Source organism: Microcoleus sp. S36a_B3, assembly GCF_036700745.1.
Taxonomy (GTDB): domain Bacteria; phylum Cyanobacteriota; class Cyanobacteriia; order Cyanobacteriales; family Microcoleaceae; genus Microcoleus.
On the sequence record NZ_JAUBPN010000012.1, the window covers coordinates 74700 to 89586 of the forward strand.

Consider the following 14887-nt stretch of genomic DNA (forward strand, 5'->3'; position numbering starts at 1 on the left):
AGTTCAAAATTTTAGATCCGAACATCAGAAAATCCTATGCCCGCAGCCAACCTTAGCTTTTCCACAACCGCCTTTCCCCTCACCGCCGTAGTCGGGCAAGCAGCAATCAAATTAGCCCTGCTTTTAGCAGCAGTAGATCCCGGATTGGGAGGAGTGGCGATCGCCGGTCGCCGCGGTACCGCAAAATCAGTAATGGCCCGCGCCCTGCATTCCCTACTGCCACCAATTGAAATTGTTAAAGACTCTTTTTGCAACGCCGAACCCGATGAAAACATTGCAGAACAGACATCTTTTATATTAGAAGAAAACGGGCAAGATGCCCACACCACAAATACTAACTCCCCAAATACAGAAATTATTCCCGCACCTTTCATTCAAATTCCTTTGGGTGTCACCGAAGACCGACTCTTAGGTTCCGTCGATGTCGAACAATCAGTAAAATTTGGCAAAACCGTATTTCAACCCGGACTCCTGGCCCAAGCAAATCGAGGCGTACTTTACGTAGACGAAATCAACCTGCTCGATGACAACATTTCCAACCAATTGCTAACAGTATTAACGGAAGGTCGCAACCAAATAGAACGCGAAGGCATCAGCTTCCAACACCCTTGTAAACCTCTATTCATTGCCACCTACAACCCCGAAGAAGGGTCGCTCAGAGAACATTTGCTCGATCGCATCGCGATCGTACTTTCCGCCGACGCAGCACTCGAACTAGAAGAAAGAGTATACGCAGTAGAACAAGCCCTATCCTACTCCAGTTCCCCGCAAGAATTTCTCAACCAATACACCGAAGACACCGACAACCTCAAAACCCAAATCATCCTCGCCAGAGAATGGCTCAAAGATGTTACCATCAGCCGCGAACAAATTGCCTACTTAGTAGAAGAAGCCCTGCGCGGCGGAGTCCAAGGACACCGCGCCGAAATCTTCGCCTGTCGCGTCGCCAAAGCCGCCGCCGCCATCGAAGGACGCACAGAAGTTAACGCCGAAGATTTGCGCCGCGCCGTAGAACTCGTCATCGTACCCCGCGCCACCATCGTCCAAACTCCCCCAGACGAAAACCCACCGCCACCGCCACCGCCACCGCCACCCCAAGAACAATCGGAACAAGAACAAGAAGAAGAAGAGGAAGAAGAAGACAAAGAAGACCAACCTCCCGAAGAACAAGAAGAAACCAACATTCCCGAAGAATTTCTCTTTGACCCCGAAGGCGTAATTCTCGACCCCGACGTGCTGTTCTTCGCGCAGAACGCCAACCGCCAAGGTAAATCCGGCAGTAGAAGCACCATTTTCTCGGAAGATAGAGGTCGTTACGTCAAGCCAGTATTGCCCAAAGGCCCCGTCCGCCGCATCGCTGTAGATGCGACCCTCAGAGCCGCCGCACCCTACCAAAAAGCCCGCCGCGACAGGAATTATGACCAGGAACCCACCGCCGGCGAGAGTCCAAATCGAGAGAAGCGCGTATTTGTGGAACAGGGAGACATTCGGGCGAAGCGCTTGGCCAGAAAAGCTGGGGCTCTAGTGGTATTTGTCGTGGATGCTTCCGGTTCGATGGCCCTCAACCGGATGCAGTCGGCCAAAGGTGCTGTCATGCAGTTGCTCACCGAAGCTTATCAAAGCCGCGACCAAGTGGCGCTGATTCCGTTTCGCGGAGAACAAGCAGAAGTATTGCTGCCGCCTACTCGCTCGATAGCCTTGGCCCGCAAGCGTTTGGAACGGTTGCCCTGCGGCGGTGGTTCGCCCCTAGCCCACGGTTTGACGCAGGCGGTGCGCGTGGGAATCAACGCGCGGCAGTCTGGAGATATCGGTCAAGTGGCGATTGTCGCGATTACTGACGGGCGCGGTAATATTCCTTTGGCCCGTTCTTTGGGCGAACCGATGTTAGATGGAGAAAAGCCTGATATTAAGCAGGAATTGTTAGAAATTGCTGCCAAAATTCGCGGCCTGGGAATGCAGTTGCTGGTGATTGATACTGAGAGCAAGTTTATTTCGACTGGCTTTGCGAAGGAGTTGGCCAAGACTTCTGGCGGGAAATACTATCATTTGCCGAAAGCTACTGAACAGTCGATCGCAGCTATGACTAAAAATGCTTTGAGGGATGCGATCGGCTAAAATCCTTAAACAGGGCTTGTTGAAAAAGTCTTTTCGTTAAGGCTAGAAGTCAGGAGTCAGGAGTCAGAAGTCAGAATTAAGCTGTCGGAGATTTAAATCCTATGTTCAGGGCGGGCTCTCCTGCCCAACCCCTACTCCCCACAAGAAGGGGATTTTTTTTTGACATTCAATTTAAATGCAAAACAGCTTACTCTTGCACGAATACCTGAAAAGGCTATAGCGGTTCTCAAGCTTGGTGAGGTGGACTCATTCCACTCCTGCCCATGCCCCATGCCCCATGCTCCATGCCCCATGCCCACTCCAATAGCACCTCATAATTACTGAGAAAGGCTATATAAATCCATCTCCCAATCTAAAATCGTCCGACTCTCGCTCTCCGACGAGTCACCGCCAGCGAACCCGCCACTAAACCCAACCCTACCACCGTCGAAGGTTCGGGAATTTTCACAGGCCCGGGTGCCCGGTTTACCTTTAGCGGGTTCGGGCTCGGAGAAGTTGTACCTTGGGGGGGTTGACCAACCTGAGCCAGCAGCCAATATTCTGAACCCTGCGATGCAGCAGCGACAGAAATGTCTCTGACATTACCTGCAAAAGCAGCTTGGCCAAAGGAAATCACCGCAGTAGCAGTCAAAAGAATTCCGGCTGCGGGTGACAATAATTTACGAGCAAAAAAGGTGAGCATTAGACATTACCTGTTGAGAATTTGGTCGGTACGAACTAAATTTATTCATTAATTTTCTTGGAATTCCCTGTCTGAGCTACCAGGTGCAACTAACCGAACCGATTTCAGGTTTGAGATTTTAAATTGTGGAGATTCTCTCTCCCTAGTTTCAACTCTTGCCGGCCATCAAAAACCTCAAATCAACTGTGCCCCCTCCCTTTAGCATAAAGCTTTCAATCGCAAATCGCAAATCTAAAATCCCAAATTTATTCAACTGTGCCATCTGCGATTCGATCGACCTTGACATCAACCTGTTAATTAAGTTAAAGAATATCTCTGTGGCGTCAGACAATCCTAATTAGACTGTGCTAATTCCGGCGTAGCGAGACTGCACACCATGTACGCAGTCGATTATAAACAATAGTTTCCTACTTGAGGGTGATTTCACCCCGGTTCTTTATCAAATCTTTAAACTCGACCAGGTTTTGCAAACAAAGTGTAAAGCTGTCAGAATAGAAATACAAGACTTGCGCGCCGCGTGAGAAACCGGCTTTTTCAGCATAACTACAGGTTCAAACCCGCGTATTTTAGTGCATACCCGGTTTCTTTTGCCGCGCGCAAGTCCCAAGATATCAACTTTCAGCCAACATTAGGTAAATCCTCGTGAGTAACACCAGCAATTTCCGCGAAGCCGTGCGCGAGGCCAAAAACCACGCACTGGTAGGCCCCAATGTAATCTCCAACGCCCTCCCCTTCGTCGGTGGCGGACTTGTCTTAACCGCTGTCGGCACCTACGGCGGCCTCGGAGTCATTCGCAACTATCCGGGAATCTTTTTTCCCACATTCATCGCCGCGATCGTCCTAGAATTAGTTTTATTCTTTGTTGCTCGCGGTGTCGCCGAAAAAGGCAACAATAGTACCGCCTTACCCCTCCTGGCAACCTACAGTCTGCTTACCGGCTACACCCTCAGCGGATTGGTGTTTACAGCCCTCAGATCCGAAGGTGTCGGCATCGGCGGCATCGGTTTTGCAGCCCTAGGCTGTGGCATTACCTTTATCGCCGCCCGCCAAATTGGTTCCAACTTGTCGGAAGAAGACGGCATGGCCATCACCAAAACCATCAGTTTAGGTGTGATTGCTTTGTTAGTCGTCGTTGGCGGTCAATTTTTACTCTCTCTATTTGGAGTCTACACCCCAACCTGGTTAGAAATTGGCATTTCCGGCATCGGCGTGTTTATCTTTGCTGGCGCTGCGATCGTCGATTTTTACATACTACCCCGCAGCTACCGCGACGACCAGTATTTGCCTGCAGCTTTGTCGATGTACTTGACCTACATCAACTTGTTCATCTTCATTCTGCGCCTGCTGATTGCTATCAACGGCCGCGATTAATCAATGCCAGTTTAGCTTAAAAACAACCGCAGCTCGATCGACATCCGGCTGCGGTTTTTGATTAAGATTTACAACCAAGAGAGCGATCGGTCGATTTGAGATTTTATAGTTGAGATTGATTCTACTAATTCTGTCGATCGCGATTTCAAAATTAATCACAACTCAATTTAATAACAGTTATGTACTTAAAATATGAAGATATCAGGATAGTCAGCCTAGAAATTACTTCCCGGTGCAATGCCGCTTGTCCCCAATGTCCGCGCACCGACAACCCGATTTTGCCGGGGGCGGAATTAAAGATGGAGGATATTGAGAGAATTTTCCCACAAGAGTTTTGCTCTCAGTTGGATTTGATCTATATGTGTGGCAACTACGGCGATGCTATGACTAGCAATACCACAATTGGGGCGATCGAATATTTGCATCGGATGGGAGTTCCTAAAATCTGCCTGTACACCAACGGTAGCGGACGCAATCCAGACTGGTGGCAAGCCCTGGCGCAGGCGATGACAGGAGAACACGATCGCGTAATTTTTAGCATCGACGGATTGGCTGATACTAACAGCATTTACCGCCAAAATACCAACTGGGACAGGATAATGCAGTCGGTTAAGGCTTTTATCCAAGCGGGCGGAAAAGCTGTATGGCACTACTTGATATTTGAACACAACCAGCACCAAGTAGAAGCAGCCAGGGATTTAGCCCAAGAATTAGGATTTGTCGAGTTTGTACCGAAAGCTACCTCTCGTTTTGTAACAAAAGAAATTTATGACAAAGAGTCCGCAAATCAACAGCTTCAGCAGGCAGAAAACTCTCAGGTAGATGCTAAGAGCGATCGCCCGAACCCACCAGCAACAACTAATGCGTCAGCCCCTCCAAATCAAACACAGACGGCTGTTGGGCTGCACCGACAAGCGGAGGACTGTTTGAAACAAGGACAGCTCTCAGAGGCGATCGCAGCCTGCCAACAAGCCCTAAAAATCCAACCTAACTTTGCAGCAGCCTGTAAAACTTTAGGAAATGCTTTCCAAGCTATGGGGAAGATGCAAGCAGCAGCCGACTGCTATACAAACGCACTGAAAATTCAGCCTAATTTTCCAGAAGTTTATGCTAATGTCGGCAGTCTTTACGCTCAACAGAAACAGTGGCAGCCAGCTAGTGCTTATTACCAAAAGGCGATCGAGCTTAAACCCAATTTTGCCGGAGCTTATCGCAATTTAGCTAGAGTTTTAACGCAGTTGGGGCAACCAGAAAAAGCAAATTATGCTTGGTATCAAGCTATAGCTATCGAAACCTCTCAAGCAGTAGCTCAAAATCAGCCTATCCCACCACAGCCAGCCAGCGAAGAACTCCAACCCCCATCATTGGAACAATATAAAAATCCACAGGGAGACCAATTTATCAAAGCTGTAGAAACATTTGGCAGCCTAAATAATTACTACCGGAATGTAGAAATTAGCTGCCAAACTCAAGCCACCAAAGAGATTTTTATCAGTTTTGAAGCGGAACTTTGGCCTTGCTGTTGGGTCAGCCATACTAAATACGCTGTTTATAACGACACTTACAGACCCCAAATGCTGGCTTTAATTGAAAAGTACGGCAATGGATTTAATTCTCTCAGAACTAAATCAGTGAAAGAGGCGATCGCCTGTGATTGGTTTCGCGAAGACCTCACAAAAAGTTTTTCATGTTCCAAAAGGTTGGACGTATGCGCTCACGAATGCGGTAAAGCCTTCAATTCCACAGGTTCGCAGTATATTTAGAAACATCTGCGTTCATCCGCGTTCATCTGCGGTTAAAAAACGTTCTTAGTATTTGTGCAACAACAAGTCAGCAGCAAGCTAAAATTAATATAACACCCCACAACTAGGAAAACTCACAGTGGAAGTTCTAGACATCAAGCACGATATCGAAACATTGTCCGATCGACTGGGTACAACCCAGGACTATCTTTGACATCCCCGCACTTACAGCCAAAATTCAAGATTTAGAGCAAATCTGTGCCCAACCAGCATTTTGGGACGACCAGGATAAAGCCCAAGAAACCCTCCAAGAACTCAACAACTTCAAATCTCATTTAGACCAATACCGCGGCTGGCAGACTAGCCTAGAAGACGCTAGAGCTATTTTAGAACTGCTGGAGTTAGAAGCCGACGAGTCTTTGTTCCAAGAAGCCTCATCGAGTCTTGCTCAATTAACCCGCGAACTCGACCTGTGGGAACTGCAACAATTACTATCGGGGCCATACGACGAAGGCGGCGCAGTCTTGACAATTAACGCCGGGGCGGGCGGCACGGATGCTCAAGATTGGGCCGAAATGCTGCTGCGGATGTACACCCGCTGGGGGGAAAGTCAAGGTTACAAAGTACATTTAATGGAAATTTCCGAGGGAGAGGAAGCAGGTGTTAAATCAGCTTCTTTGGAAATTGTCGGCCGCTACGCTTACGGTTATATGCGATCGGAAAAAGGCACTCACCGTTTGGTCAGAATTTCGCCTTTTAACGCGAATGACAAGCGTCAAACGAGTTTTGCGGGCGTGGAAGTGATGCCGGTGCTCGATCGATCCGTACAATTGGATATCCCAGAAAAAGACTTAGAAATCACAACTTCCCGCGCGGGCGGGAAGGGCGGACAAAACGTTAACAAGGTAGAAACGGCCGTCCGCATCGTTCACCTTCCCACTGGTTTGGCCGTCCGCTGTACCGAAGAACGCAGTCAGTTGCAAAATAAGGAAAAAGCTTTGGCATTACTCAAGGCTAGGCTGTTGGTGATTGCTAAGGAACAGCGGGCTTCGGAAATTGCCGAGATTCGCGGCGACATGGTAGAGGCAGCTTGGGGGAACCAAATTCGCAACTACGTTTTTCACCCCTATCAAATGGTCAAGGATTTGCGGACTGGGGTGGAAACAACCGCCATCGCAGATGTGATGAACGGGGAATTAGACCCGTTTATTCAAGCTTACCTGCGGCAGGAAAATCAGTTGATCGCCCAAACTGATTCAACCGCGCGAATCTAATTCGCGCCTTGACATACAAAGTCTGGCTGTGCAAACTAAATAATCAAGAGCGGTGATGGCAGCGGATTTGCTATAATTTTGGGGTTTTGACCGATCGCCCGACCTTTAACAGGTCGCGCGGTCAAAAACCTTGATATGATAAAACTTGATCTGACAAACACTAAGGAGAAATAATGACCCAAGTTGTAATAGGCGAAAATGAAGGGATTGAGTCAGCCCTACGACGGTTTAAGCGACAAGTTTCCAAAGCGGGAATTTTTCCCGACATGAGAAAGCACCGCCACTTTGAAACCCCCCTCGAAAAGCAGAAGCGCAAAGCTATTGCCAGACGCACTAAGAGACGCTTCCACCGCAACAACAAACCCTAGAAATAGCACTAAATTGATTCGGCAGATATAATGCCTTGCGATTCTAGTACCGCAGCGACTCGGAGAATCACCGCTTCGCTGTAGGGAGCACCGATAATTTGTACCCCCAAGGGCAAAGCGCCGGGCCGCTATAGGGGCACCCAAAGAACGGGCAAGCCTATAAATGATAGGGTTGGGTGAACAGTCCCAGATTAGGACACACTAATATTTCTTGTCCGGCGACGACCGTTTTCTCGACACCAATTTCAGGAGGCGCGATCGGGGTTGCGGGTGCGAGAATCATATTTGTATGTTGGAATATTTCGCAATTCGAGTTCGATACCACTGTCTGAATCTCTGCGCTTGCACGTACCAAGTGGCAGGGATCGGGGTTCCCGCTAAAAAATGATCGCGCGTGGCAGAATCGAAGTCTTGAGGGCGCGATCGCAAATTCTCCCGCAAGTTTCCACCCTCGCCAGCCGTAATTATCAACGCCTTGGCGCGATCGGATTCCGGTATGCTAACAGTTTCAAGCCCCCCGATTTTTGGGGGGTTTGTTGTTGCTTATTCTGCTTGCATACCACATTTCAAAGCATTTGTCAAGGCTTTTGCAACTATTTCTACAGCATCCATTGCTTCGGGTTTGGCCCCTGTAGCGAAATACCCGTCAGCAACCGCAATTCGCAATCCTGCGATACCTCTATTTAACTGTGGCGAACAAAGTTCTGGCGGGTACTGGGTGCAAACTCAATCGCGATCGATCGTCCGGGCCTTGCATAATATTCTACAGCAGCGCCATACCTCGGAGCGATCGCCCAAACTGCCCCCACACAATCCAAGCTACTCGAAAATAAATCAGCGCCAGCCCTATCTAAAAAACATCTGCGTTCATCCCCGTTCATCTGCCCTCATCTGCGGTAAAAAATCCCAAATTCAGATATAAGTGCGATCGACTATTGTATTGTAATGGCGATCGGGCAGTCAGTTATTATTACTCAGTTTTTTGTATTCCTCGGATTGTCTGATATCATCTAAAGGCGATTTTTGCTTTGGTGGTTCATCTGGGAAAAACTTTATAGATGTCTGCGTTTTCCCAGAAAATTCTAAACCTCCATTAATTTCTATTTGAATCTTTCCTTTTTGCCAACCTTTAGAACCAATTTTGAGAAGTTGACAATCGATTCCTTGTTGAGAGGTTTTCCAGTTTATATTCCCTCCCATAATTTGGGTTTCTTCATTAATCTGTAGCTCTCTCATCATGTAAGAAAAATCAACCATGCCATCCTTAATCCTAATATCAAGTATCTTCCTAAACTGCCTAGCCGCTAGCTCTTTCAATCGGCGCACCGTAAAAGTAGCTTTACCCAATAACAAAACATCATCATCGCCGTTTAGTATCTCATAGCTTCTATTTAGTTCATTTTTTTCGTTCATTTTTATTCCCCAATTCTGGTTATTCCTCTTTGATACCATTTCAAGCTATCTGAGTCAAGCTGGTAAAGAAATAAATCGACTTTCGCACTTTCCTACTCAAACACTGACAGTTTCCCGCAACTTCTCAACCGCAACATCAAGCGGAGGCAAAGTAAAATCTTCAGCATCCATTAATTCCTTAACCTTCTCAAAAATCTCAACCTCCGCCTCTTCCTGGTCGGTCAGCTTATCATAAAAATAAGGGTCAGTAAACCACTGCTCAAACGCTATCATTAACAATCCATTGGACGAAAGTTCAAACCGCCAATACTTAGAAACTCTACTGTCAACCACTTCAAACATCGGTGCCGGATTATGGATAGGATAATAGCTAGAATTATCATTGCAGATGTAGTACCAAATAGTTCCTTTCCATTCTCGGATAGCATAAACAACATATTCCTTACCTATAGTTAGTGGTAACTCAACTTTTCTAGTGTAACCGCGTGGCGGATCTATATATTCTTCAGGAAGAGATTCACCAGTCTTAGCAATACAACGAATTTTCATAACTTGATTACCTACAGATTTTTAGGGGCTGTTTTGGGATACTGTCGCTTGAACTTAAGCTCCACATTTTGAAGAGTCTGACTGTTCCGAAACCAATGAACTTGTACGGAAGATCCATTAATTTCAAAAGCCTCAATACTTGTCATTTTATCCCAGTATTCAGCATTTCCGCCCTAAACAGCAATCAGTCTCGGCGCATCTCCCAATAATCTATCTGTACCGCAATGAATCACTATGCAATTACCAGCCTTAGCATCTTGCAGCAGCAGTTGTTCTACCAAATTTCTCGGACTTTCATCAGGAATAGCACCTTGAGTCATAATTTAACAGTTTCTAATGTAATTTGTCAAATATCATGAAAACAAATTTTAGCTGATACTGTTTCCGCCAGCAACTTTCCCGAAATTACATACCGAACCCCCGCACGCATCCTGATGGCATAGTATAAAAAAGCAGATTTTTCCACATTAATTTCGTAGATTTCCTCGGAAATTTATAAAAGTTTACTACCATAAAATTTACTATGCTCAAACAAGATTTTAGTTCATACATTTCCGTTATTTTAAAAATATCAACCATCCTGTGAGCGATATCCAATATATTAGCATTTGCCAAAGTGTACCACGGATATTGCGCGCCGTGGTATCCCAAACTTGCGTCAAAGTCATGTTGCTACAACTCCTTAACCTGCCTCACTGTCGGCGCTTAGAATCGGTGATATTACGACATTGTAAAGTGACATTAATCAAAAAATTAACCATAAAAAATATCGCAATATTTGTAAAATTTGTATCAAATTCAAAGCACAAAGATTATCCTAATAACTAAAGTTATGCTAATTTACAAACAGAGGAACAACTAAATTGCTTTGAATGTTAATTTCGCGTTAACTAAGTTCCGAGATGAGGGGCCACAGTCCAGCCTTGTATCAGATAAAATCGGTCGATTACCGTCACAAAAAAGGTTGGTAGTGCGGACGACCGTGCGCGACAAGAGAACGGACAGTCGTCCGCACTACGAACCCATCAGAACTCCCACAATCTACTAGACACGACATCATCATCGATCGCAATATTACCATTTGGCGATCGCCCGCACCAAACAAACGACATTGGCGCATAACTCTGTTGTACTTTTATTCAAAAATAGCCTATTTACCTACTGGTTCCTAGTAAGTACGACCGTCATTTATTAAATCCAATATGTGAGTTTATTCAGACAATCTCAAACTCCAGATTGTAATGCTTCACAAAATCAAAACTGAAATGGTCAACCACATTAGTATCTCTCAACTCAAGATTGTAAAAATCCACAAAATCCGCCTCAACATAAGGCCCAGCGTGCCAAGTTCCCACCTCTAACTTAATAAAACAACTGCCAGGAATCCGAAAAGCAACAATATCCTCCAAACTCGGTTTATCGCTATTTCCAGGAGGCGCAACAGCCATCAACCAACTCTTCCCATCCAGAGAACCCAAACACTGAGTACATTCAACGTGCCGAGTAATTTTACCAAACTTGCGATCGTTCTCGTACAACCGCATAATGTAAAATTTAGGAATACCGTTTTGCAAACTTAATTGAGCATCCTCAGCATCAAAAGACTTACCATCAACACTCGCAAAAATAACTTGACCGTAACTCCGAAAATTTTCCGGTGTCACCCATTGCGCCAATAACCGCCTAGTCGAAATCGATACACTCATAAATCCCAACAGCCCCTCCCAGCATTCATCAAAAACATTCTAATACAGCAACCCTCTCTCTTCTCAGTGCCCTCAGCGTCCTCTGCGGTTAATAAAATAAAAAAAATCTAATTAGCTTTCTCGATCGTCTAAAATACCATTACAATAACGCATCAGCAGAATGCTCTCCCCTCTTCCTTAGCGCCCTTAGCGTCTTCGCGGTTCGTCAAAAAAAATATTAATTAAGTCCGATCGCCCAAAACACCCTTACAATCAAACTCAGCACACTGCTGCAAAAAACGAGCCGGAATATCAGGGCGAGCACCCCAATGCAAATGCAAATAAGAAGCGTGCACCTGACAAACCCCCCAACCTTCAGCAACCGCCTCAACTTCCCCCCGCTTCCCATACCTCCAACTGTGATAAACTGGATTACTCGGTTCCACAGTTAAATGCGATCGATGAAACTCATGACCCCAAACCGCATCAAAAGCATTTAACACCAAACTATCCCTCACCGCCACAGCCTCCCGGTATCCCAGCGTCAAACGCTTACCCATCGCAGCAGCAGTTTCCAACACACCCACCCCTTGCCAAGAATTGCCATCGAAGTCTACAATAGAATCGCACAAATACATCAAACCGCCGCACTCCGCATAAGTCGGCATTCCCGAAAAAATAGCACTTCTTACCGCATCCCGAATTAAAACATTACCGCTCAATTTTTGAGCAAACACTTCGGGAAAACCACCACCAAAATATAACCCTTGCACATTGTCAGGAAAAACCGAGTCATCAAGCGGGCTCCAAAATACCAACTCCGCACCCAACTCTTCCAACAAATCAAGATTGTCCTGATAGTAAAAATTAAAAGCCCGATCGCGCGCAACTGCAATCCTCACCCCAAATTGTTTTCCCAAAGAGTTGACAACATCATCTTTTTGAGTTATAATTCCCAAAGGGAGACTGTGCCTACACGAAAGTTGCTCAGACCCCTCACCCCCACCATTTCGAGTCGCAGCCAACAAAGGTAAAAGTTGCTCCCAGTCAAAACTAACAGCAGCCAAATCAGCCAACTTATCGATCGCAGCATGAAGATTCGGCAACTCCTCAGCAGGAATCAGCCCCAAATGTCGATCGGGAATAGTAACAGCCTCATCCCTACGCAAAACGCCCAAAATAGGTAAGTTGAGCGGTTTTAGAGCATCTTGAAGCAGTTCCAAATGTCGATCGCTCGCCACCCGATTCAGCACCAAACCAGCGAATTTAAGGTCAGGGTTAAAAGAACGAAAACCGTGGGCGATCGCAGCCACAGAACCAGAGAGCCTGCTGCAATCTATCACAAACAATACCGGCAAATTCAGCAAATGAGCAACATGAGCCGTAGAAGCAAAGGAAATAGAATAGTGTTGTTTTCCTTCTGGCTTCCTTAAATCCGTTAAATCATTTACATCATTTACATCTCGTACAATCGTTGCCGAACTTCTATCCGTTACATCCGTTACGAAATCCGTTGCCGAACTTTCTTCTTCTTTCTTCCGAGAAACCCCATCAAATAGCCCCATCACCCCTTCAACTAAGGCATAATCGACATCTTCAATATGACGAGAAAAACACTTTTTTACATAAGATTCAGACGTTAACACCGGGTCTAAATTTCGACAGGGGCGACCAGTAACAAAAGCATGAAACATCGGGTCAATGTAATCGGGTCCCACCTTAAAAGATTGAACATTCAAGCCGCGACGGATTAAATAAGCTAAAAGGGCGATCGTCACAGTCGTCTTTCCCGCCCCGCTGCGTTCGCCAGCAATTACTAAAGTCATAGTTCTAGATTAGTTACAAAAAATACTGAAAATAGATCGGTTATAAAGTTATGAGTATTGCTCTCGAACTTTTCAAATAATACATACATATTTAACGAACCGCGAAGACGCGAAGACCGCGAAGGAAGAATGAGAAGAAGAATATAGGTAATTTCGTTGCTTTTTAGAAGTAATTTATAGTTTTGAGTCAAAGAAAATTATTAATTCAAAACTCATAAATTCTAACTCATAACTCCTAAAAAAGTAGGGCAGACATTGCCTGCCCCACTGAATATTAACTCAATCCTTATTCCTTCTTCCTTATTCCGACGGACATCGAACTGACATCCGTTACATCCGTTACATCCGTTACACAATCCGTTGCCGAACTTCTCTTTACCGCTTAGCCAACTTCAGCATCCCGGCCGTCACTGCCAAACTTTCTTCGTAAAGCACATCTCGGCCCCAACTCTGCAAGTGCTGGCCCAGCAAATGTTCCGTCACTTGGTCAAACAGAGGACTCACCTGGTTAAACCGATCGGTTTGAGCGCCTCCCTTCGTTTCCATCCGCATACAGCCGCCCACTTCCGAACACAGAACCGTACCGCAGTCAGCCTTTTCGTTTGTAGAATTCAAACGCAGAGCAATCAAATCGCCCGCGACATCGCCCGAATCAGCAGTAGGAATAGCAGCTAATTCGGCTTCGATAACCCGTTCGTCCGGCCCCGCAAATTTAATTCGCTTGATGTGGTAATCGCCCTCTTCCTGTTTGAAAGCAACCGGACGCCACTGAAGCCGACTCGCCAGCCAGCCCAAATACATCAGCGCTTGAGTAGAATTGTCCTGTTCGTAATCGATCGTCACCCGATCGATTTCCCGAATCGCCGCGCGACGTTCCGGCGCGTCAAAAGCCTCAGCAGCCAACTCCTGCCACGCCGCCAGCCGACGCCAATTCAGATCCGCGATCGGAATTCCTTCCTCGATCAGACTTTGCATCAACAGCAATTCAGCTTCACACTCGGCAAAGCTGCTAGAGTCAACAATCACAGAACTGCTAATTGTCGCCAGCCGCTGGAACAAACCTCGATCGGCATCAGGATTCGCCTTCCACCACAGCAGCGTCGGCAAATCCGGGATCGTCAACGCCGTCACGATGCCGCTCACCCGTTCCAAAGCAGCTTCCGTACCCCGCAGCGTAATGTACTCGCAGCAGATCAGGTTGCCAGTGGTGCGCTTGTGAACCGGACAATAAGCAGCGACTTGAGCCTGCACGCCTGTATCTTCCCCCGCCGTCGGGCACAGAGCAATAATCCGGCAGGGATTGGCAGCTACAATCGCGTCAGCCACGCCCGAACCCCCCGAACCCAAACCACTCGATCCCATCTCCTCGCCATTGGAATTTTTGCGAGCCACTTCTTCCCGCAAAGTCGCCAGCAATTCAGCGTTAGGTTTGCCAGTTCTCGGCAGCCCATAAGCTTTTTGAGCCGCCCTGATGCTAGATGCCGTCATGGGCCCAGTAATACCGTCCACTGGCCCGTCGTAAAACCCCAGATCCGCTAATAACCGCTGAGTTTCTTCCGGTTCGTAGACTACAAAAGTAAAAGTTGTTGCCCTACTAGCGATCGGAAAATCGCCATTTGACCCTGATTCTCTGTAACTTTCCCAAATTTGACTCAATTCTGCTTCTATTTGGTCGATCGACACATCTTTAGGACTTTGTAGCGAAACCAGAGGCGGAGCTTTCATCGGTGTCATCGTCATAAATCTTCTCTCCTTTGTTATTAGTTATTAGTCATTAGTCATTGGTCATTGGTTCTTAGTCATTGGTTCTTAGTCATTAGTTAGCCCTTCTTAGTTAGCCGTTCTTAGCTAATCACTAATAC

Annotated in this window: 16 protein-coding genes; 6 read left to right on the top strand and 10 right to left on the bottom strand. The window is 46.5% G+C overall.

Features of this window, described 5'->3' with window-relative positions; all coding sequences use genetic code 11:
* Window positions 1–36 precede the first annotated feature (36 nt).
* Window positions 37–2115: a magnesium chelatase ATPase subunit D gene (gene bchD / locus QUA01_RS15020; RefSeq protein ID WP_333090417.1), complete on the top strand. Its 2079-nt coding sequence runs from the start codon at window positions 37–39 to the stop codon at window positions 2113–2115.
* A 352-nt stretch (window positions 2116–2467) separates the two neighbouring features.
* Here the strand turns inward: bchD and QUA01_RS15025 are convergent, their stop codons facing one another.
* Window positions 2468–2797 (bottom strand): PEP-CTERM sorting domain-containing protein, encoded by a 330-nt coding sequence (locus QUA01_RS15025; protein WP_333090418.1) that lies wholly within the window; start codon window positions 2795–2797, stop codon window positions 2468–2470.
* Between the two features lie 642 nt (window positions 2798–3439).
* On the opposite strand from QUA01_RS15025, the gene QUA01_RS15030 reads away from it, so the two are divergent.
* Window positions 3440–4168, top strand: a complete 729-nt coding sequence (locus QUA01_RS15030) for a Bax inhibitor-1/YccA family protein (RefSeq protein ID WP_333090420.1) — start codon at window positions 3440–3442, stop codon at window positions 4166–4168.
* Here QUA01_RS15030 and QUA01_RS15035 read toward each other — a convergent pair whose 3' ends face one another.
* On the bottom strand, window positions 4169–4327 hold the full coding sequence (locus QUA01_RS15035; RefSeq protein ID WP_333090421.1) for a hypothetical protein: 159 nt from the start codon (window positions 4325–4327) through the stop codon (window positions 4169–4171).
* Window positions 4328–4347: 20 nt separating this feature from the next.
* On the opposite strand from QUA01_RS15035, the gene QUA01_RS15040 reads away from it, so the two are divergent.
* The 3 genes from QUA01_RS15040 (at window position 4348) to rpsU (ending at window position 7552) form a co-directional block, all read left to right on the top strand.
* Window positions 4348–5931 carry a tetratricopeptide repeat protein gene (locus tag QUA01_RS15040; protein ID WP_333090423.1) on the top strand — a complete coding sequence of 528 codons (1584 nt, stop codon included), beginning with the start codon at window positions 4348–4350 and terminating at the stop codon, window positions 5929–5931.
* 118 nt (window positions 5932–6049) lie between these two features.
* A protein-coding gene (gene prfB / locus QUA01_RS15045; RefSeq protein WP_333090426.1) for a peptide chain release factor 2 occupies window positions 6050–7184 on the top strand; the annotation gives its coding sequence in 2 pieces (ribosomal slippage) (window positions 6050–6121 and window positions 6123–7184; 1134 coding nt in all).
* Window positions 7185–7357: 173 nt separating this feature from the next.
* Window positions 7358–7552 (top strand): 30S ribosomal protein S21, encoded by a 195-nt coding sequence (rpsU, locus tag QUA01_RS15050; protein WP_006632476.1) that lies wholly within the window; start codon window positions 7358–7360, stop codon window positions 7550–7552.
* A 157-nt stretch (window positions 7553–7709) separates the two neighbouring features.
* Here rpsU and QUA01_RS15055 read toward each other — a convergent pair whose 3' ends face one another.
* Window positions 7710–7835, bottom strand: coding sequence for a hypothetical protein (locus QUA01_RS15055; protein ID WP_333090427.1), 126 nt, complete (start codon window positions 7833–7835; stop codon window positions 7710–7712).
* 213 nt (window positions 7836–8048) lie between these two features.
* Here QUA01_RS15055 and QUA01_RS15060 point away from each other — a divergent pair, with 213 nt between their 5' ends.
* The gene (locus QUA01_RS15060; protein ID WP_333090428.1) at window positions 8049–8474 is read left to right on the top strand and encodes a hypothetical protein; all 426 of its coding nucleotides are present in this window, start codon (window positions 8049–8051) and stop codon (window positions 8472–8474) included.
* Window positions 8475–8512: 38 nt separating this feature from the next.
* On the opposite strand, the gene QUA01_RS15065 is transcribed toward QUA01_RS15060, so the two are convergent.
* From QUA01_RS15065 to opcA, 7 genes are all read right to left on the bottom strand, one after another.
* Window positions 8513–8965: a KGK domain-containing protein gene (locus tag QUA01_RS15065; RefSeq protein ID WP_333090429.1), complete on the bottom strand. Its 453-nt coding sequence runs from the start codon at window positions 8963–8965 to the stop codon at window positions 8513–8515.
* Between the two features lie 96 nt (window positions 8966–9061).
* On the bottom strand, window positions 9062–9514 hold the full coding sequence (locus QUA01_RS15070; protein ID WP_333090430.1) for a hypothetical protein: 453 nt from the start codon (window positions 9512–9514) through the stop codon (window positions 9062–9064).
* Window positions 9515–9687: 173 nt separating this feature from the next.
* Entirely contained in the window at window positions 9688–9834 is a 147-nt protein-coding gene (locus tag QUA01_RS15075) for a hypothetical protein (protein ID WP_333090432.1), read from the bottom strand.
* 632 nt (window positions 9835–10466) lie between these two features.
* A complete protein-coding gene (locus QUA01_RS15080; RefSeq protein ID WP_333090434.1) occupies window positions 10467–10634 on the bottom strand; it encodes a hypothetical protein in 168 nt (55 codons plus the stop codon).
* Between the two features lie 94 nt (window positions 10635–10728).
* Window positions 10729–11220: an ureidoglycolate lyase gene (locus QUA01_RS15085; protein ID WP_194065341.1), complete on the bottom strand. Its 492-nt coding sequence runs from the start codon at window positions 11218–11220 to the stop codon at window positions 10729–10731.
* A 221-nt stretch (window positions 11221–11441) separates the two neighbouring features.
* Window positions 11442–13025, bottom strand: coding sequence for a cobyrinate a,c-diamide synthase (locus tag QUA01_RS15090; RefSeq protein WP_333090436.1), 1584 nt, complete (start codon window positions 13023–13025; stop codon window positions 11442–11444).
* A gap of 375 nt (window positions 13026–13400) precedes the next feature.
* Window positions 13401–14765, bottom strand: coding sequence for a glucose-6-phosphate dehydrogenase assembly protein OpcA (gene opcA, locus QUA01_RS15095; protein WP_333090438.1), 1365 nt, complete (start codon window positions 14763–14765; stop codon window positions 13401–13403).
* Window positions 14766–14887: the final 122 nt, after the last annotated feature.

Coding starts and splice junctions, on each gene's coding strand:
- bchD (WP_333090417.1), top strand. CDS start 37: ATGCCCGCAGCCAACCTTAGCTTTTCCACAACCGCCTTTCCCCTCACC.
- QUA01_RS15085 (WP_194065341.1), bottom strand. CDS start 11,220: ATGAGTGTATCGATTTCGACTAGGCGGTTATTGGCGCAATGGGTGACA.
- QUA01_RS15025 (WP_333090418.1), bottom strand. CDS start 2,797: ATGCTCACCTTTTTTGCTCGTAAATTATTGTCACCCGCAGCCGGAATT.
- QUA01_RS15065 (WP_333090429.1), bottom strand. CDS start 8,965: ATGAACGAAAAAAATGAACTAAATAGAAGCTATGAGATACTAAACGGC.
- rpsU (WP_006632476.1), top strand. CDS start 7,358: ATGACCCAAGTTGTAATAGGCGAAAATGAAGGGATTGAGTCAGCCCTA.
- QUA01_RS15080 (WP_333090434.1), bottom strand. CDS start 10,634: ATGCGCCAATGTCGTTTGTTTGGTGCGGGCGATCGCCAAATGGTAATA.
- QUA01_RS15070 (WP_333090430.1), bottom strand. CDS start 9,514: ATGAAAATTCGTTGTATTGCTAAGACTGGTGAATCTCTTCCTGAAGAA.
- QUA01_RS15040 (WP_333090423.1), top strand. CDS start 4,348: ATGTACTTAAAATATGAAGATATCAGGATAGTCAGCCTAGAAATTACT.
- QUA01_RS15090 (WP_333090436.1), bottom strand. CDS start 13,025: ATGACTTTAGTAATTGCTGGCGAACGCAGCGGGGCGGGAAAGACGACT.
- QUA01_RS15055 (WP_333090427.1), bottom strand. CDS start 7,835: ATGATTCTCGCACCCGCAACCCCGATCGCGCCTCCTGAAATTGGTGTC.
- QUA01_RS15075 (WP_333090432.1), bottom strand. CDS start 9,834: ATGACTCAAGGTGCTATTCCTGATGAAAGTCCGAGAAATTTGGTAGAA.
- opcA (WP_333090438.1), bottom strand. CDS start 14,765: ATGACGATGACACCGATGAAAGCTCCGCCTCTGGTTTCGCTACAAAGT.
- QUA01_RS15060 (WP_333090428.1), top strand. CDS start 8,049: ATGCTAACAGTTTCAAGCCCCCCGATTTTTGGGGGGTTTGTTGTTGCT.